The sequence below is a fragment of the Streptomyces sp. NPDC091376 genome (assembly GCF_044757085.1).
Lineage (GTDB): Bacteria > Actinomycetota > Actinomycetes > Streptomycetales > Streptomycetaceae > Streptomyces > Streptomyces pratisoli.
The window spans coordinates 17,202-34,261 of record NZ_JBIVUF010000021.1 but is presented as its reverse complement, the minus strand read 5'-3'; the positions used below and the strand labels follow the sequence as shown (position 1 = coordinate 34,261).

General features: G+C 71.5%; 20 protein-coding genes. 9 read left to right on the top strand and 11 right to left on the bottom strand.

Annotation, left to right across the window (positions count from 1 at the left end; all coding sequences use genetic code 11):
• Positions 1-46: 46 nt before the first annotated feature.
• On the bottom strand, positions 47-862 hold the full coding sequence (locus ACIQMR_RS32495; RefSeq protein WP_401394959.1) for a GntR family transcriptional regulator: 816 nt from the start codon (positions 860-862) through the stop codon (positions 47-49).
• A gap of 255 nt (positions 863-1,117) precedes the next feature.
• On the opposite strand from ACIQMR_RS32495, the gene ACIQMR_RS32490 reads away from it, so the two are divergent.
• From ACIQMR_RS32490 to ACIQMR_RS32480, 3 genes are all read left to right on the top strand, one after another.
• Entirely contained in the window at positions 1,118-1,939 is an 822-nt protein-coding gene (locus tag ACIQMR_RS32490; RefSeq protein ID WP_401394956.1) for an isocitrate lyase/phosphoenolpyruvate mutase family protein, read from the top strand.
• A 393-nt stretch (positions 1,940-2,332) separates the two neighbouring features.
• A complete protein-coding gene (locus ACIQMR_RS32485) occupies positions 2,333-2,959 on the top strand; it encodes a DUF6230 family protein (protein ID WP_401394953.1) in 627 nt (208 codons plus the stop codon).
• Between the two features lie 85 nt (positions 2,960-3,044).
• Positions 3,045-3,515 carry a DUF6114 domain-containing protein gene (locus tag ACIQMR_RS32480; protein ID WP_401394950.1) on the top strand — a complete coding sequence of 157 codons (471 nt, stop codon included), beginning with the start codon at positions 3,045-3,047 and terminating at the stop codon, positions 3,513-3,515.
• 35 nt (positions 3,516-3,550) lie between these two features.
• Here the strand turns inward: ACIQMR_RS32480 and ACIQMR_RS32475 are convergent, their stop codons facing one another.
• Together ACIQMR_RS32475 and ACIQMR_RS32470 are read right to left on the bottom strand one after the other, a co-directional pair.
• Complete coding sequence (locus ACIQMR_RS32475; RefSeq protein WP_401394947.1) at positions 3,551-3,880, bottom strand: hypothetical protein; 330 nt, start codon at positions 3,878-3,880, stop codon at positions 3,551-3,553.
• A gap of 2 nt (positions 3,881-3,882) precedes the next feature.
• A complete protein-coding gene (locus tag ACIQMR_RS32470; protein WP_401394944.1) occupies positions 3,883-4,542 on the bottom strand; it encodes a DJ-1/PfpI family protein in 660 nt (219 codons plus the stop codon).
• A gap of 382 nt (positions 4,543-4,924) precedes the next feature.
• Here ACIQMR_RS32470 and ACIQMR_RS32465 point away from each other — a divergent pair, with 382 nt between their 5' ends.
• Positions 4,925-5,431 (top strand): Rieske (2Fe-2S) protein, encoded by a 507-nt coding sequence (locus ACIQMR_RS32465; protein ID WP_401394942.1) that lies wholly within the window; start codon positions 4,925-4,927, stop codon positions 5,429-5,431.
• 142 nt (positions 5,432-5,573) lie between these two features.
• Here the strand turns inward: ACIQMR_RS32465 and ACIQMR_RS32460 are convergent, their stop codons facing one another.
• On the bottom strand, positions 5,574-6,224 hold the full coding sequence (locus ACIQMR_RS32460; protein WP_401394939.1) for a cysteine hydrolase: 651 nt from the start codon (positions 6,222-6,224) through the stop codon (positions 5,574-5,576).
• A 127-nt stretch (positions 6,225-6,351) separates the two neighbouring features.
• Between ACIQMR_RS32460 and ACIQMR_RS32455 the strand changes: the two genes are divergently transcribed.
• Positions 6,352-6,819, top strand: a complete 468-nt coding sequence (locus ACIQMR_RS32455) for a pyridoxamine 5'-phosphate oxidase family protein (RefSeq protein ID WP_401394936.1) — start codon at positions 6,352-6,354, stop codon at positions 6,817-6,819.
• 79 nt (positions 6,820-6,898) lie between these two features.
• Here ACIQMR_RS32455 and ACIQMR_RS32450 read toward each other — a convergent pair whose 3' ends face one another.
• Positions 6,899-7,798: a LysR family transcriptional regulator gene (locus ACIQMR_RS32450; RefSeq protein WP_401394933.1), complete on the bottom strand. Its 900-nt coding sequence runs from the start codon at positions 7,796-7,798 to the stop codon at positions 6,899-6,901.
• Positions 7,799-7,872: 74 nt separating this feature from the next.
• On the opposite strand from ACIQMR_RS32450, the gene ACIQMR_RS32445 reads away from it, so the two are divergent.
• Positions 7,873-8,889: a DMT family transporter gene (locus tag ACIQMR_RS32445; protein ID WP_401394930.1), complete on the top strand. Its 1,017-nt coding sequence runs from the start codon at positions 7,873-7,875 to the stop codon at positions 8,887-8,889.
• Here ACIQMR_RS32445 and ACIQMR_RS32440 read toward each other — a convergent pair.
• The gene (locus tag ACIQMR_RS32440) at positions 8,880-10,211 is read right to left on the bottom strand and encodes an aminotransferase class I/II-fold pyridoxal phosphate-dependent enzyme (protein WP_401394928.1); all 1,332 of its coding nucleotides are present in this window, start codon (positions 10,209-10,211) and stop codon (positions 8,880-8,882) included. The genes ACIQMR_RS32445 and ACIQMR_RS32440 overlap by 10 nt on opposite strands.
• 36 nt (positions 10,212-10,247) lie before the next feature.
• Here ACIQMR_RS32440 and ACIQMR_RS32435 point away from each other — a divergent pair, with 36 nt between their 5' ends.
• Positions 10,248-10,919, top strand: coding sequence for a pyridoxamine 5'-phosphate oxidase family protein (locus tag ACIQMR_RS32435; RefSeq protein WP_401394925.1), 672 nt, complete (start codon positions 10,248-10,250; stop codon positions 10,917-10,919).
• 110 nt (positions 10,920-11,029) lie between these two features.
• Here ACIQMR_RS32435 and ACIQMR_RS32430 read toward each other — a convergent pair whose 3' ends face one another.
• The 3 genes from ACIQMR_RS32430 to ACIQMR_RS32420 form a co-directional block, all read right to left on the bottom strand.
• Positions 11,030-12,007, bottom strand: a complete 978-nt coding sequence (locus ACIQMR_RS32430; RefSeq protein WP_401394922.1) for a DMT family transporter — start codon at positions 12,005-12,007, stop codon at positions 11,030-11,032.
• A 232-nt stretch (positions 12,008-12,239) separates the two neighbouring features.
• Positions 12,240-13,232 carry an EamA family transporter gene (locus ACIQMR_RS32425; RefSeq protein WP_401394920.1) on the bottom strand — a complete coding sequence of 331 codons (993 nt, stop codon included), beginning with the start codon at positions 13,230-13,232 and terminating at the stop codon, positions 12,240-12,242.
• A 40-nt stretch (positions 13,233-13,272) separates the two neighbouring features.
• Positions 13,273-13,803, bottom strand: coding sequence for a Clp protease N-terminal domain-containing protein (locus tag ACIQMR_RS32420; RefSeq protein WP_401394917.1), 531 nt, complete (start codon positions 13,801-13,803; stop codon positions 13,273-13,275).
• Positions 13,804-14,022: 219 nt separating this feature from the next.
• Here ACIQMR_RS32420 and ACIQMR_RS32415 point away from each other — a divergent pair, with 219 nt between their 5' ends.
• Positions 14,023-14,451 (top strand): SRPBCC family protein, encoded by a 429-nt coding sequence (locus ACIQMR_RS32415; protein WP_401394914.1) that lies wholly within the window; start codon positions 14,023-14,025, stop codon positions 14,449-14,451.
• A gap of 111 nt (positions 14,452-14,562) precedes the next feature.
• On the opposite strand, the gene ACIQMR_RS32410 is transcribed toward ACIQMR_RS32415, so the two are convergent.
• Positions 14,563-15,186: a PadR family transcriptional regulator gene (locus ACIQMR_RS32410; RefSeq protein WP_401394911.1), complete on the bottom strand. Its 624-nt coding sequence runs from the start codon at positions 15,184-15,186 to the stop codon at positions 14,563-14,565.
• Positions 15,187-15,326: 140 nt separating this feature from the next.
• On the opposite strand from ACIQMR_RS32410, the gene ACIQMR_RS32405 reads away from it, so the two are divergent.
• Entirely contained in the window at positions 15,327-16,148 is an 822-nt protein-coding gene (locus ACIQMR_RS32405) for a PhzF family phenazine biosynthesis protein (protein ID WP_401394909.1), read from the top strand.
• A 107-nt stretch (positions 16,149-16,255) separates the two neighbouring features.
• Here the strand turns inward: ACIQMR_RS32405 and ACIQMR_RS32400 are convergent, their stop codons facing one another.
• On the bottom strand, positions 16,256-17,059 hold the full coding sequence (locus ACIQMR_RS32400) for a CPBP family intramembrane glutamic endopeptidase (RefSeq protein ID WP_401394906.1): 804 nt from the start codon (positions 17,057-17,059) through the stop codon (positions 16,256-16,258).
• Position 17,060: the final 1 nt, after the last annotated feature.

The window sequence follows — 17,060 nt, the reverse complement described above, 5'->3', positions numbered from 1 at the left end:
CCTGAGTCAGCCCTCCGCTGAGAGCACATCGCGCTCGTCCGCGGGATCAGCAGGGCGGTGCTGCCTGCACGCAGTGGGTGCTGGCGACGGGATCGGTGTAGTCGAGGGTGATCTGCTGCCAGGCATGGTGGAACGTCAGGTCGGTGACGGCGAGCAGACGGCCCCGCTGGTCACGCAGGTACCGGCGTACGGTCAGCTCAGGGCTGGTCGCGGACCCGGGCTGCGTGTCGTGGCGGGTGAGCGTGATCGTCTCTCTGACGGCCGGACGGAATCCGGCACGGATGATCCATTGATGGAACAGCCGCAGATCGGGGTCGGTGACCGGCAGCCGGGACAGGTAGCGGGAGAGTTCCGGGACCTCCATCACGGCCATGGGCGTGAAGCGGGTGACGGCCTCGTGCATCGGCTCGCCGGAGACGGTGACGGCGCGCTGGTGGTGCACCAGAGCTGCCCGGGCGGGCGCGATGCCGAGCACACCGGCCATGGCCGCGGAAACCGGTGCGCTGAACAGACGCCCCTGGATCAGACAGTCGGCGACATCGACGGGGAAGACCGGCACGGCCTGCTCCGCCTCCGTGAACGCCGCGCGGGTGACCTGCGCGCCGGACTCCGGTCCTGACGCGGCGGCGGCCCCGGCCACGTACGTGCCCCGGCGGTCCGTCACCACGAGACCTTTGTCCCGCAGGCGTTGAAGAGCGGCTCTGACGGTGTACCTGTTCACGCTGAACCGGGCGGTGAGTATCCGCTCGGGAGGCAGCTTGGTGTGCGAGGGCATACGGCCTGCCGCGATCTCACCCTCAAGGTGTGCGGAGATGCGCAGATAGGCCGGAACGGCATCACGCTGACGGCGCGATGGGGACACGGGAATTCACCTCACGGAATGTGACGGTCCGAGCGCAGTGCGGCATCAAGCTAGCATTGGTCTACACCTCTAAGCCAAGCCGGGACCCGGCCATCCCACAAGCTGAAACAAGCCGTCATCACCGCGGGTCCCTGTCCGGTGGAACGTCGGCTTCCGCGCCCGCGTCCGCGTCCGGACACGGCGCGCGAGCCGGACAGCAGCGGGTACCCGCTCCCGTAGCAGGGCTTCTCGGGTGCTCGTGGTGCAATACCGCTCATGGCGACACTTCTTGACAAGGCACAGACGTTCCGCGCTCTGCATGTGCCGGGCAGTCCGCTGATCCTTCCCAACGCGTGGGACGCGGCGTCCGCGCGCGTGGTGGCGGAGGCAGGCGCCCGCGCGGTCGCGACCACCAGCGCCGGGGTCGCGTGGTCACTCGGGTACGGCGACGGCGACCATCTCGGCCGCGACCAGGCACTGCGCGCGATCGCCAGGATCACGGCCGCCGTCGACGCACCGGTCACCGCGGACATCGAGCGCGGCTACGCGACCGACCCGGCCGGCGTGGCCGAGACCGTACGAGGCGTCCTGGCGGCCGGCGCCGTCGGCATCAACCTCGAGGACACCCTGCGTCCCGTCGCCGAGCAGGCCGAACGGATCGCAGCCGCCCGCAGGGCCGCGGACGAGGCGGGCATCCCGCTGTTCATCAACGCCCGCATCGACACGCACCGACTGCCGCCCGGTGACCGCGCGGCGTGGCTGGACGAGACGCTGGCCCGCGGCCGCGCATACGCGGAGGCCGGCGCGGACGGCATCTTCGTTCTCGGCACGCTGGACGCCCGGACGGTCGAGACGCTCGTGGACTCCTCGCCCCTGCCGGTGAACGTCCTGACCGGCCCCGGTGCGCTGCCCGCGTCCGAGCTCGCCGGGACGGGAGTCGCCCGCATCAGCGCGGGGTCCTCCATCGCCGAGGCGGCGTACGGACTGGTCCGGCGCGCCGCCCACGAACTGCTGTCCCAGGGCACGACGGACACGCTGCGGGGCGGATTCGACTACGCCACCCTCAACACCCTGCTCCTGGCCGAACCCGCACACTGAGACGCGGGCGGTCCCGCGGTCACCGCCGGATCGCCGTCTTCTGGAACCGCTCGATGCCGCCCTCACGCGCGGGCGTGTCGTGACGCGTCGCTGTGACCTCCGTCGGCATCTCCCCAGGCCGTCCGCCGGGATCGGTTCACGATCCAGGGCATGCGACGCCCCCTCACACATGCACGGCCCGAGGCTCCCGCGCGGCCTCGGGCCGATGAGGATGTGCCGGTCACCCGCTTGCGTCTGCTGACGTGCCGACAGCTTCCGTGCACAGCAGGCTCGTGTGCAGCACCGGGGATCACCTCTCGCGATCGGCACGGTCCGCGCCTCACCTGACAGGCGAGCCTGCCCGACGGCGCAGGGCTCGGCTGTACGGCTGACAACTTACGAGAGAGGAACGGGATGTCGCAGAACAGCGGCAGGACCCGCTGGAGGCGCTTCGCACTCGTCATGGTGCCGAGCCTGCTGGTCACCGCGGCCCTTGGTCTCACCATGGCGCAGGGGGCTCTAGCCGCGTCGTTCCTCATCTCCGGCCAGAAGTTCAAGCTCTCCGCCGACAGGCTGGCCGCCCGGGGACTGAGCATCTACGGCATGGTCGACAGGACCAGGAAGGGTGACCTCGTGCCGGTCGTGGTCACCGGAGCCAAGCACGTGAAGATCGACGCACTCTGCCAGTCCGTGGTGGTCCCGGTTCCCGTCCTCGGCCCCTACACGCTCAGGCTCACAGCCGCGGAGCAGGGCGGCCAGGCGGTGGCGAAGGACTTCTATGTCGACGCGACGACCCTCGAAGCCGATCAGGCATCGCTCTCCGACCTCGACATCGGCATCGCGGCGGGCTCGCTCACGGAGGGGGAGATCAACCGAGGCGACCGTAAGTCGCCCTTCTTCAACCCCGACGGCATCGCCCAGCAGGCCGAGGAGGTCGTCCTCACCGACGTGCAGTACCGGGCGGTCGCGGTCTCTGCCGCCACCCTCAGCGCCCCCGACCTCGAGCTGAGGCTGAAGCAGGGCCTTCACGAGTGTTTCTGACCTCGTCCACCGGTGCCGGGGCGGACGCTCCGTAGCAACTCGCCGTACGTCCCGCCCGTCCCGCTCCACCACAGGGAAGACCAGCATGATCAAGGAACCGTCCGGCGCCCGTCCGCAACCGTCCGGCGCCCTCCCCGGACTGCGCCGCAGATGCGCCGAAGCCCTGCGGGGATTCAGGACCTGGAGAGGGGAACGCCCCTTCTGGGCGGGCCTCTTCACCCTCGCGGCCGGGGTGCCCATCATCTACTTCGCCTACGTGAACCTCAGCCTGGCAGGCATTCCTCTGGCCCTCTCCACCTCGGCCGGGGCAGGGTCCCTGATCATCGGGGTCCTGCTCATCGTCCTGGGCCTCACCCTCTGGTTCCACCAGGAGGTACGTGTCTTCGCCGGGGCGGCGGCCCTCCTCCTCGCCCTCGTCTCCTTCCCCGTCGCCAACCTCGGGGGTCTTCTGCTCGGTCTGCTCTCCGGACTCATCGGCGGATCACTGGCCTGCGCCTGGACTCCGCCGAGCACCGCCGCCCGGCCGCAGCCCACGGCACGTCCCGGAACCCCCTGATTCGCTCCGGGGCGGGAGTCCGGCCCCACGGTGGGTCACACCGGCGGGTCCGTCGTGGCACGGTGCCCGGTGACGGTGGAGGAGGGCAGTCGGCCGGCCGTCGCCTTGCCGGTCATCCGGTCGCCGTCGACGGTGACGTCGAAGGTCAGGTTCAGTCGCATCGGCTTGGTGACCGACTGGGCCCAGGTCAGGCGCTCGCCCTCCTGGGTGAGGGCGGTGAGGGCGCTCTCCAGGCCGTGCCGCTCGTCGCGCGCGACACCCGACAGTGCGCCCTGCTCGGCGGTCAGGACGAGGACGACGCGCTGCTTGCCGATCGGCGTCGCGATGACCAGGTTCCAGGTGCCCTCGACGGTGTTCGTGGCCATGTTCAGACCTCCACCGTCGGCTCGGCGCCGGTCGCGCGCCACACCGTGCCACGACGTTCGTAGGCGATGAGCTTCTCCACCGCGTGGGCCACGCGCGGGCCGAGCTCGCGCTCCAGCAGGTAGAGCGCCACGTCCAGGCCCGAGGTCACGCTCGCGCCGGTCACCAGGTCGCCGTCGTCGACCACGCGGGCGTCCACCGCGACGGTTCCGGTCGCCCCGAGCAGTTCCCTGCCCAGGTGGTGGGTCGTGGCGGGGCGGCCCTCGATGAGTCCCGCCATCGCCAGCACGAGTGAACCACCGCAGACGGTGGCCACGGTCAACCCCGGCCGGTCCAGGGACTCCTTGAGCAGGGCGGGCAGCGGGGTGTCGAGCGTGCGTGCGAGGACGGCGGGGATGCTGTCCTCGGCCGGCTCGTTCCCGTCGGGCAGCCTCCCGAGCGCGCCGGGCACCACCACCAGGTCCGCGTGCTGCGGTCGTAGGGCGGCCGTGGCGCGCAGGGACAGTCCACCGAGTCCGCTGGGCACCTCGCGCGGACCCTCCGCGGAGACGAACTCCACCTCTACGCCGTTCCGGGTGACCATTCCGCTTGCGGACAGCACCTCGTACGGTGCGACGGCGTCCAACGGGTCGAATCCGTCGAACAGAACCACCTGGGCGATCATGTCGCTCCCTCCTCCTGGCTTGTGGCGACCAGCGGTCGGTGGATCGACGGTAGCCAGGCCCCGCGATCATGAACATAGGCCGGGTTGCCATGGGTCAACTGATTCTCGCCAACCCGCTTGACCAGGCATGATGCCCACATTGCCTGGTCAGATCGGCCAGCCGGAAGCAGCCGCTCGGGGCTGCCGGGAGCCGCCGGTCAACAGCCCGCGGCCGGGCGTGCATGACGTCCGTACGGGTGATCGTCGGCCTTGAGGACGCCGGGGAACGAGGTCGATTACTTCGTGGCTTTCCGGCGTGGCCGTTGAACGTGGTGGCGCCGGGTCCCGTAGAACAACACGAGCGGCCCAGGACGGGGGCCGACCGTGGAAAGAGGGAGCCGGCATGACGGGAACGCAGGGACCGGCGCGCGCCGTGGCGCGCCGCACCGTCTTCACGGCGGCGGGCGGCGCCGGACTCGCCGTGGCGCTGACGGCGTGCGGTGGATCGGACAGCTCGGGCAGCGTGGCGGAGACGCCGGCGGACGGCGGCACGACAGGCGGTACGACAGGCGGGTCCACCGGTGGGTCGACCGGTGGGAGCACCGGCGGAACGACGGGCGGAGCCGGCGGCAAGGTCCTCGGCAGCACCGCGGACGTCCCGGAGGGTGGCGGCAAGGTCTTCGGCGATGTCGTGGTGACCCAGCCGAAGGCCGGTGAGTTCAAGGCATTCTCGTCGAAGTGCCCCCATCAGGGCTGCGCGGTCAAGGACGTCTCCGACGGCATGATCAACTGCGCGTGCCACAACAGCATGTTCGACGCGACGGACGGCAGTGTGAAGGGCGGACCGGCGACGTCGCCGCTGTCGGCCACGTCGATCGTCGTCGAGGGCGACTCGATCAAGCTCGCTTGATCGTGCGGTGCCGGGCCGCGCTTGACCGCGTCGGGCCGGGCCGGACCGAGCCGGACCGTACGGGATCGGACCGTACGGGATCGGACCGTACGGGATCGGACCGGAGCCGACCGGGCCGGACCGGATCGCGTCCCCGGCCCCTTCACGACCGCGCGGCTCGGCGCGGGCCCTTCCAGCACGCGAGCACGTCGTCCGTGGCGGTGATGGTGGCGACGAGAGCGAGCGTGTTCCTGATCATCGCGGGGGTGTACTCGGGGGGCACCCCCGCGATCGCGTCCGCGGGAACGACCGCGGTGTAACCGAGGTTGACGGCGTCGAAGACGGTGTTCGGTATCGCCACATTGGCCGAGACACCCGTGATGACCAGGGTGCGGCAGCCCAGATTGCGCAGGAGCGCGTCGACGTCCGTGCCCGCGATCGGCGACAGGCCGTGCATTCTGCGGACGACGATGTCCTCGTCCGCGACCTCGATCGGCTCGGCGATGCGGACCGCCTTGCTGCCGGAGTGCTGCTGCACGGGCAGCCGCGCGGCCGCCCTGAAGAGGCGGGCGTTGTGGTTGGCGCCACGTCCGTCGGGGCGGCGCTCCGCCACCGCGTGCATGACCTGCACACCGGTCTCGTGGGCGACGGCGACGAGCCGCCCCACATTCTCCAGCGCCCCGGACGACCGTGCCTGCGCGGCGAGTTCCGGCAGGGCGCTGTCCCTGCCGACGACACCCTGCTGGCACTCGACGGTCAGCAGGACCGTGCCGGCCGGGTCGAGCTGCTGCACCAGCTGTTCGTACGAGGGCATCGCTGCGCCCCTCTCGTCGATGCGTGTCACGGGGTGACCGGGCGCGCGACGCTAACCGCCATTGCGTCACGAGGGAAGAGCCCTCATGATTTCTGACACCTAGTCACCTATCGGGAGGGGGCCTCGGATGGCCGTCACTCAGCGCCGGGGCCGCCGGATCATGATGGCGCCGGAGGAACTGGACACGTTCCTCGCCGAGCAGCGCACCTGCCGGGTGGCGACGGTGTCGGCCGACGGGCGGCCGCATGTCAGCGCCCTCTGGTTCGTCTGGGACGGAACGTCCCTGTGGCTCTACTCGATCACCCGCAGCCGCCGCTGGGCGGAACTGAGCCGCGATGCGCGGATCGCGGTGGTGGTGGACGCCGGCGAGGACTACGGCGAGCTGCGTGGCGTGGAGCTGTCCGGCACGGCGGTCTTCGTCGGCGAGTCCCCGCGGACCGGCGAGCCCTGCCCGGAACTCGAGGCGCCCGAGCGTCTGTTCGCCGGCAAGAACTTCGGCCTGGACACGATGCCGCACGACGGCCGCCACGCATGGGTGCGGCTGACGCCGGACGCGATCGCGTCGTGGGACTTCCGCAAACTCGGCGACCTCTGAACCCGGCTGCCGTCCGAGCGCGCCGGTCCGGGGGTGCCGACGCGGAGCGCCGTCATGGGCCGCCGACGCCCAGCGCGCGTCAGGCGGACGCCGCCGCGACCCGCAGCGCACCCACGGCCGCGCGGATCGACGGCCGCCTGTCGGCATCGGTGCGCCAGATCGCGTAGATGTGCCGGAGCGTCTTCTGCCGTACGGGGACGAGCCTGACGCCGTCCGGCACCGGCCCCCGTCCCAGCCGCGGCGTCACACAGACCCCGAATCCCGCCGCGATCAGGGCCAGCTGGGTGTGGTGCTCGCCCGCCATGTGGGCGATGCGCGGCTCGATCCCCTTCGCGCGCAGGGTGAACATCAGCCACTCGTAGCAGAATTCGCCCTCGGGCCAGGACACCCACTCGTCGTTCGCGAAGTCCTCGAGGTCCACCTCGGCGCGGCCCGCGAGCGGGTGGTCCGCCGGCATCGCCACGTCGGCCGCGTCGTCCATGAGCTGTTCCCGCGCCAGCCCGCCCGGCACCGGCAGCCGCTTGTTGCTCCAGTCCAGCGCGACGGCCAGATCCAGGTCGCCCCGGATGACATGGCGTACGGCGTGCTCGGGCTCCAGCTCGCTGGTGCGCACGCGCAGTTCGGGATGGTCGGCCCGAAGGGCCGCGAGAGCCGCGGGGAAGAGACCGCGCGCGGCCGTCGGGAACGCCCCGACCCGCACCTCACCGACGACCTGTCCGCGCTGCGCCTCGATATCGGCCTGGGCCAGCTCCACCTGGGAGAGGATGCGCGCGGCATGGTCGGCGAGCAGTCGTCCGGCATCGGTGAGCCGCACCCCGCGCCCGTACTTGGCCAGCAGCTGCTGGCCCACCTCACGCTCCAGCTTCGCCATCTGCTGGGACACGGCCGAGGTGGTGACATGCAGCCCGTCCGCCGCGGCGCTGACCGAACCGTGCCGGGCCAGCGCGTCGAGGGTCCGCAGGCGCTCCAGGTTCAACATGTAAGCAATGCTAAGCGAATCCTTCAAAGAAGTCTCGCTTGTTCTACGAGAATACTGGCTCCAGAGTGGACGACATGAGCACCGTCACGCCGCCGTCGCCCAGGCCCACTTCCACCCCGGGTTCCCCGCCTGCTTCCACTCCCACTACAGCGCTGCCCCCGGCCACCCGCCGCCCCGCCCTCGACTGGCGCATCAGGTTCGCCGTGCTCGCCCTGATCTGGGGCTTCAGCTTTCTGCTCATCAAGGTCGGAACGGAGGGCTACGCACCCTTCCAGGTGACCCTCGGCCGGCTGCTCTTCGGTACGGCGGTGCTCGCCGCGGCCATGGCGGTCAAGCGCGAGCGGCTGCCGCGCGGCGCGCGCACCTGGGCGCATCTCACCGTCGCCGCCTTCTTCCTCAACGCGCTTCCGTTCTCGCTCTTCGCCTACGCCGAGCTGACGATCCCCTCGACCCTGGCCGGGATCTGCAACGCCACGTCCCCGCTCTGGGGCATGGCGCTGTCCCTCGTGGCACTGTCCGAGGACCGGCCCACCCGTCGCCGCGTGGCCGGCCTCGGGATCGGGTTCATCGGCGTGCTCACCGTGCTGGGCGCCTGGCAGGGCTTCTCCGGGCTCGATGCCGGAGGCACCGCCTTGGCGCTGCTCGCCTCGCTGAGCTACCCGGTCGGCTGGATCTACGTCCGCCGTACGCTCGCGGGCTCCTCTCACTCGAACCTGTCGCTGACCGGGGCCCAGCTGCTGCTCGCCACGCTCCAACTGGCGGTGGTGACCCCGGTGTTCACCACGCTGCCGAGTGCGTTCCCGGTCGTTCCGCTGCTCGCCGTGGTCGCCCTCGGCGCGCTGGGGACGGGTTTCGCGATGCTCCTGCAGTACGGGCTGGTCGCCGAGGTCGGGCCCACGACCGCGACGATGGTCACGTACTTCATCCCGGTCATCGCCACGGCGGCCGGCGTGACACTGCTCGGCGAGCGGCTCGGCTGGAACACCCCGGTCGGCGCCCTGGTCGTACTTGCGGGCGCCGCGCTCACCCAGAGCAGGCCGAGGGCGAGGACGAGTCCCGTGCGGGCGGATCGCCCCGACGGTCAGCCGTAGGTGCGCGGGCGCACCGGGCCGGTCGCCGAGGCCACCGCTTCGGCGAGCCGGCCGATGTCGTCCGCGGTCAGGCCGGACACCGTGAGACGCACGCCCTGCGGCGAGGAGATCCTGAAGCGCGCCCCGGGAGCGACCGCCCATCCCGCGTGCAGCAGGCGTGCCACCGTTCCGGTCTCGTCCGCCACGTGCACCCACACGTTCATCCCGCTACGGCCCCGCGCCTCGACGCCTCGCCCGGCCAGCGCCCGCAGCAACGCGTCCCGCCGCTCGCCGTAGGCACGCGCGACCGCCGCGGGGTCGACGGCGCCCGACGTCCACAGCTCCACCACGGCCCGCTGGGTGAGCCGGCTGACCCAGCCCGGACCGAGGCGCTGCCGACCCTGGACCCGGTCGACGGTGACCTCGTCCCCGGTGAGCACGGCGAGCCGCAGATCCGGTCCGTACGCCTTGGCCACGGAGCGTACGAGCACCCAGTGGTCCGTGACCCCGGCGAGTGGGTGCAGCGGCTGGTCCACGATCGCGTGGCCGTGGTCGTCCTCGATCAGCAGTGTCCGCGGATACCGGGCGAGCACGTCGCGCAGCGCTCCCGCCCGCGCACGGGCGATGACGGCTCCGGTGGGGTTCTGCGCCCGGTCGGTGACGATCAGGGCCCTGGCCCCGTGGCCGAGCACCCGGTCCACCTCCTCGGGGCGCGGTCCGTCGTCGTCGAGGGCGACGGGTACGGGCCGCAGTCCGAGGGCGGGGACCAGGTCCAGCAGGCTCCCCCAGCCGGGATCCTCGACGGCGACGGCGTCACCGGGCCTCAGATGGGCGCCGAGCACCCGCTCGATGGCGTCGAGCGCACCGGAGGTGACGGCGATGGGACCGTCCGGCACCCCGTCCGCGTCCAGCCCGGCGCGGGCGAGCCGCGCCAGCTCCGGGTCCACGGACGCCTGCCCGTAGAGCACGGGCCGGTCGTCGTGGTGCCGTGCCGCAGCCGCGAAGGCGTGGTGCAGCGGGGGCAGCAGAGCGGTGTCCGGGTTGCCCTCGGAGATCTGCCGTACGCCCGGCGGGGCGTCGATGCGCAGCGAGCCGCGGACCGTGCTGGCGGGCCGCTCCCGCACCCGGCTGCCCCTGCGCCCGGACGTCTCGATCACCCCACGGTCGCGCAGGGTCCGGTACGCGGCCGCGACGGTGTTCGGATTGACACCCAGCTCGCCCGCCAACTCCCGCATGGGCGGCAGCAGTTGACCCGGGGCGAGGTCCCCGGCCCCGATTCCGCGTTCGACGCTCGCGGCAATCTCCGATGCGCGACGACCCGTGATTCGATACTCTCCTAGCACAAAACAGATTATGCACTAGTGCAATGGAGATCAGCAATGGCCCCGCTGCAGGCGAACCCCTCCTACCGGACGACCGAACGGACCGTCCCCACGCGTTCACGCGACCGCGCCTCCTACGACCGCGAGCTGGTGCACTCGATACTCGACGAGGCGTACGTCTGCCATCTCGGCTTCGTCCGCGACGGGGCACCGGTCGTGCTGCCCACCCTCTACGGGCGCGTCGGCGACACGCTGTACGTGCACGGCTCGACCGGCTCCCGGCCGCTGCGCATGGCCGGCCAGGCAGACCCGGGACTCGACGTCTGCCTGACGGTCACCCACGTCGACGGCCTGGTTCTGGCACGCTCCGCCTTCCACCACTCGATCAACTACCGTTCCGTCGTGGTCCACGGAACCGCCCGCCAGGTGACCGACCCCGAGGAGAAGCGCTCGGCGCTCGACGCCCTGGTGGACCATGTGGTGCCCGGCCGCTCGCGCGACTCCCGACCGGCCGACGCCAAGGAGCTGGCCGCGACGGCCGTGCTCCGCCTCGACCTGGACGAGGTCTCCGCGAAGGTCCGCACGGGCGGGCCGAGCGACGATCCCGAGGACCTGTCCCTGCCGTACTGGACGGGCGTGGTCCCGCTGGTCCACGGCCACGGCACCCCGGTTCCCGCGGACGACCTGGACCCGTCGGTGGCACTGCCCGAGTACCTCTCGGCTCCGTAGGGCGCGTTCGGGACACGGACGAGCGAACGAGCGGGCGGGCCGGCGCGGTCGCACCGGCCCGCCCGCCGCTGTTGAGCCAGGTCGGGCAGATCGGATCAGGTCGAGCCAGGTCAGGTCAGCGCGTGCGCCGCTCTGCGCCGGTTCGCCGCCAGCCGGGCCTCCTGCCAGGCCAGGCCGACGACCGCGGCGAGCAGCACCACCGTTCCCGCCACGGTCGCGGCGGTCAGCCGCTCGTTCAGCGCGGTCACCGCGAGTACCGCCGCGCTGACCGGCTCCAGCAGCATGATCACCGACACCGTCGCGGCCCGGACGACCGCCGCGCCCGCGAAGTACAGCGCGTACGCGAGCGCCGTGGGCACGGCGGCGACGTACACCAACAGCCACAGCACCCGCGCCGGTTCCGCGGTGTGCGGCAGTAGCCCTTCCATGAGCGCGAGCGGCAGCAGCCCGACCGCTCCGACCACGAACGTCCACATGGTCGTGGACAGCGCGTCGGCACCACGTCCGTCCCGTCCCAGCCACCGGGTGAGCAGGGTGATGGCCGCATAGCCCGCGGCCGACAGCACCGCCAGCACCACGCCGGCCGGCCGCACGGTGCCGCCCTCACCGCCGAGCACCAGCACGACAAGGCCCGTGAGCGCGCCGAGGACCGCGGCGATCCCTCCACCGCCGAGCCGCTCGCCCATCGTGATCCTGGCACCGAGGGCGATCAGGACAGGTCCCGCACCCAGGGTGACGACGGTGCCGACCGCGAGGCCGGTCTGTTCGACCGCGGCGAAGTAGGCGCTCTGAAAGACGGTCAGACCGATGCCGGTGCCGAGGATGCGCAGCAGTCGGCGACGGCGTGGCTCGGCCGGGGACGCCGAGGACGCCGGGGTGCGCTCGCGCAGCGCGAGCGCACCCGCCAGCAGCACCATTCCGCCGAGGCAGCGCCAGAACGACAGGGCGAGCGGGCCCAGATCACTGACCTCGAAGACCAGCGAGGCGGCAGCCCCCGCCGTCCCCCAGGCCACACCGGCCACGACGAGATAGATCAGGCTGCGTCCGACGGGCAGGCCGGAAGCGGCAGCCGAAGAAGGATTCGACACGTGAAGACTCCACTGAGTGTCCGGGGCATTCCCCGGCGGCCCTCCCACTGAGGGTGTGGGGCATCCCCACGACGGGCCGTTGAAGACAGGGCAGTTGGCCGCTGGGCTCCGCACGCGGGCAGCGACGAACCGTCCGGGGGACATGACACCCCGGATCCGGTCTTCGTCAGCGGAGAGCCGCCCGCGCTATGCGGCGGGCGGCGGAAGTACGGTCAAACGCATGATCGACACCCTAAGCCGTGGCCCGTCCGGCCGACAAGTCACCCTCTGCCGCCGACGGCACCTGCCCGGGGCCGCCTGCCACCGGCCCCGATGCCGCCTTGGGGGTGGAGGACTGGGCGATGAAGGCACCCACCAGGACCACCGCACCCCCGAAGATCTGCGGCGCGGAGAGGTGCTCGCCCAGGAGCACCCACGCCAGCACGGTCGCTATGACCGCCTCCAGACATGCGACCACCCCGGCCACCTGCGGTGAGAGCCTGCGTACGGAGACGACACCGGTCACATAGGCGACGACCGTGGCGATCAGCACGATCCAGCCCAGCAGCAGAGCCGCCGGAACCGCTGCCCCGCTCATCGCGGCGGTGCCGCCGAGCAACTCCCAGTCCATCTCCCACGGTCGCGCGACGGCGGTCAGCACCAGGGCGCCGATGAGCAGCCCGTACGCGATCACGCCGAGCGGGTCCGGGGCGTCGTCACCGCTGCCGCCCTGGTCGGACAGGACGAAGTAGCCGACCTGGCAGCAGGCCGCCCCCAGGGCCAGCAGCAGTCCGATCACGTCGAAGCTCACTCCCGACCAGACCTCGACCACGCAGGCGAGACCGCCGACGGCGAGGACCACACCGGCCGCGGCGGCCCGGGTGACCGGTCGGCGCTGGACGAAGCGGACCCAGGCGAGGACCAGTGCGGGAGCCAGGTACTCGATCAGCAGGGCGACCCCGACGGGGATACGGGAGATCGCGGCGAAGTAGCAGGCCTGGACACCGGCGACGGCGAGCAGCCCGAAGCCGGCGAGCAGCGCCGGCTTGCGTATCAGCAGGTCGCGGTGGCGCCAGGCGAGCGGAAGCATGACGAGGGCCGCACCTGCCACCCGGAGCCACACCACATGCAGCGGGTCGAGTCCCGCCTCGATGAGCGGCTTGGCCGCCACACCTGAACCACCGAATGCGAACGCCGAGGCCAGGGCGAGTCCCAGGCCGGCGCTCCTTCCCTGAGACGCGTGCATCGGCACATCATGGCAGCCCGCGTCAGGAGCGTCACATCCGTTACACCTGTTGAGACAGCTCGCCGATGCGGCCCGCCAGCCGCGCGGTGTCGACCCCCGCGTGCTCCAGCACATCGACCGCCCGGCAGTCACGGTCCGCGGCGAGGGCGGCGAGCAGATCGAGACCGGCGGCACGCGTCACCCCGCGTCGCCCGGCCCGCGCCAGCGCGTCCTCCATGGCGGCCGCCGCCGACGGTGACCAGCCCGCCTGCTCGGGGTCCCCGGCCACGGGGAGCGTCCCGGAGTCCTCGACCCTCGCCTGCCACCGCAGCCCGTACCCGATGCTGCGTTGCACGAGATAGCCGAGCACCCGCGCGAGCTGACCGGCGCCGGCGAAGACCATGCGCACTTCCGGGTCGGACTCGATCAGCGAGTGCAGCAGATGGGCCGTGTCGATCTGGCGGTCGCCGTCCCGCAGCGCGCGCCGACGCGCACCCGCGACGGCCGAAGCCAGTTCCTCGGTGAGTCCGGCGTCGGTCCCGGCGCGGGTGGGTACGGGCTGCTGGGGTACCCGCGGGACAGGGAATTGCACGCTTCCACCTCATCAGTCCCGCACGGCAGGAACATCGCCACGCGGGAGCATCTGGGCATCCCGCAGAAGTTGGGCACGTGGGCCCCCACCTCCTCCTTATGGAGGAGACCCATCGAGATCTGACACTTCATCAGTATTGAATGTTCGAGGTCACACGGCTACGTTCCGCGACACCGGAACCGGATCGGCACCGGAACCCGATGAAGAAGGGGTGGTCGTATGGCCGAGGTCAGCGCGGAGGCACGCATCGAGGCGCCCGCCGGAAAGGTGTGGGCCCAGCTGACGGACTTCGCTTCGTACGGCCAGTGGAACGCCACCCACACCAGCTTCCCGCAGGGCGGCCCGGAGACGCTCGAGGCCGGTGCGACGTTCGCCGAGAACATGAAGCTGATGGGCTTTCCCGCAGAGGTGAACTGGACCGTGGAGGAACTGGAGCCGGAGCGGGTCTTCGCCATCAAGGGCAAGGGGCCGATGGGCGTCCTCGTCGGCAACCGCTACACACTCACCCCGGAAGGCGACGCCACCACGGTCCGGATCGACGGGGAGTTCACGGGCGCGGCCGTCTCACTGATGGCGGGCAAGCTCAAGGATTCGGCGACCGCCGCCCTGAACGAGTCCCTGCGCAAGCTGGGCGGACTGGTCGGCTGACCTCCTCCGGACACGAGCGAAGAGCCCCGCTCGGTGCGGGGCCCTTCGCCGTGGCGGCCGCCGGTGCGCCGGCGCACCGGCGCACCGTACTCGTCGGTCAATGCCCGTCGATCAGTGCTCGTCGGCCAGGATCAGATACAGCTTCTTGCGGGCCTCGTTGATCACCGAGATCGCCTTCTGGCGCTGCTCGGGCGTGCCGGTCTTCCAGACCTGGCCGAACGCCTCCATCAGCCCGAATCCCGCCTGCCGTATCTCGTTCATGGCATCCCAGTCGATACCCCGGCCGGCCTCCTCCCACGGGGCGTCCGGAACCGACTCGGCTTCGGCGCGCCCGGTGTCGGTGAGCGTGAACAGCTTCTTGCCGCCCTCGCTCTCACTGGCGATCAGCCCCTCGTCCTCCAGCAGCTGGAGTGTGGGATAGACCGAGCCCGGGCTGGGCTTCCAGGCGCCGCCGCTGCGCTCGCCGATCTCCTGGATCATCTCGTAACCGTGCATCGGACGGTCCTTCAGCAGGGCCAGGATCGAGGCACGCACATCACCGCGGCGAGCCCTTCCCCGGCCTCGGCCGCGTCCGCCGCCGCCGGCCCACGGGGGCCCGCCGAATCCCGGCCCGAACGGGCCGAAGGCGGCTCGGCGCCCCTCGTACTCACCGCCGCCTTCACCTCGACCGCGATGACCGGGTCCGCAGTTGCCCTGTCCCGGCCCGGATCCATGACCGTGTCCATGTGAACGCATTGCTACGCTCCCCTCCATCGTTGATCTGTCGCGATGGCTCAACGATATATCGGAACAGGTCGCTCAGCAACCCTCGATCGGTCCAGTGCCTCGAGATTGGCCTTGGCCTGCGGCTTCCCGGCCCCCCTACGGTCGGCGGCATGCGGATTCGAATCGTCGACGCGTTCACCGACCGGCCCTTCGCGGGCAACCCCGCCGGAGTGCTGCTTCTCGACACCGACGCCTTCCCCGACGACGGCTGGCTCCAGAGCGTGGCGACGGAGATGAACCTCTCCGAGACGGCGTTCGCCCACCGGCTGCCCGCCGACGGCGGGGCGGACTGGGCACTGCGCTGGTTCACCCCGGCCACCGAGGTGGACATGTGCGGGCATGCCACCCTCGCCACGGCGCACGTCCTGCGCGAGACGGGCGCCGCGACCGGCACGGTGCGCTTCGCGGCGCGCTGCGGGATCCTCGCCGCGACGGCGCACGACGACGGCACGATCACCCTGGACTTCCCGGCGTCGTCGCTGACCCGGGTGGAGGCTCCGGACGGTGTCGCCGAAGCGCTGGGAGCGGCTCCGCTGTCGGTACGGGACACCGCCGAGCACATCGGTGACCTGCTGGTGGAACTGGCGGACGAGGCGACCGTGCGCGGCCTGGCGCCCGACATCCGGGCGCTGGCCGCCCACTCGAAGCGCGGCATCATCGTCACTGCCGCGGCCTCGGACCCCGAAAGCGGCTACGACTACGTCTCGCGCTGCTTCTTCCCGAACGTCGGCATCGACGAGGACCCGGTCACCGGCAGTGCGCACACCGCGCTCGCCCCGTTCTGGTCGGCCCGCCTGGGCAGCCCGGAACTGACCGGACTGCAGGCTTCCGCTCGCTCGGGCCTGGTCAGGACGACGCTGCGGGGCGATCGCGTCCTGCTCACCGGACGCGCGGTGACGGTCGTCGACGGTGAACTGCTCAGCAAGCCCTGAGGCGCGTGGGTCAGAGCCGGCGCCTCACGCCACGGTGCGTCCCCGTCCCTGAATCACCGTCACCGGGGTGCGGCCCGCGGAATCGAGCCCGCCGGTCGCCTCCCGGCTCACCCGGTGGGCAGCCAGCTCACATGGCCGGCCAGCAGCCCGTAACCGACGAAGGCCACGATGTCGAGGAGAGCGTGCGCGGCCACGAGCGGGCCCACCCGGCCCCACCGCCGGTACAGGAGCACGAAGACCACGCCCATCACCATGTTGCCGACGAAGCCGCCGATCCCCTGGTAGAGGTGGTAGGAGCCGCGCAGCACCGAACTGGCGGCGAGGGCCGCCATCGGGCTCCAGCCCAACTGGTCCAGCCGGCGCAGCAGATACCCGACGACGATGACTTCTTCCACCACGGAGTTCTGCACCGCGGAGAGGATCAGCACCGGGTACTTCCACCACACCTCGGGAAGCGCCTCGGGCACCACCGTCAGGTTGCCCCCGGCGGCCCTGACCGCGAGATAGAACGCCAGTCCCGCGCTGCCGATCCCGGCGGCGACCAGCGCGCCCCGTCCCAGGTCGGACCATGGGCGGATCCGGTCGAACCCGATGGCCTTCAGCCCGCCGACGCCCTCGCGCAACAGCAGGTGGGCGACGAGCGCGACCGGTACCAGGGCCGTCGCGATCCCGAACAGCTGCCAGGCGAGGTCGAGCCAGGGCCGGCCCGGGGCGTACGAGCTGTTGAGCGTGGCCGCCTGGTCCTTGAGGCCGCCCGGCCTCGTCAGCGACCCGATGAAGCTGATCAGCGACGAGAGCGCACTGGCGCCCAGGGAGAGCGCCAGTACCAGCAGGGTCTCGGACCGCAGGGTCCTGCGCGACAAGCCCCCCTCCGGGAGCCATCCGGACACGTGTCCCGCCTCCGCCTGCACA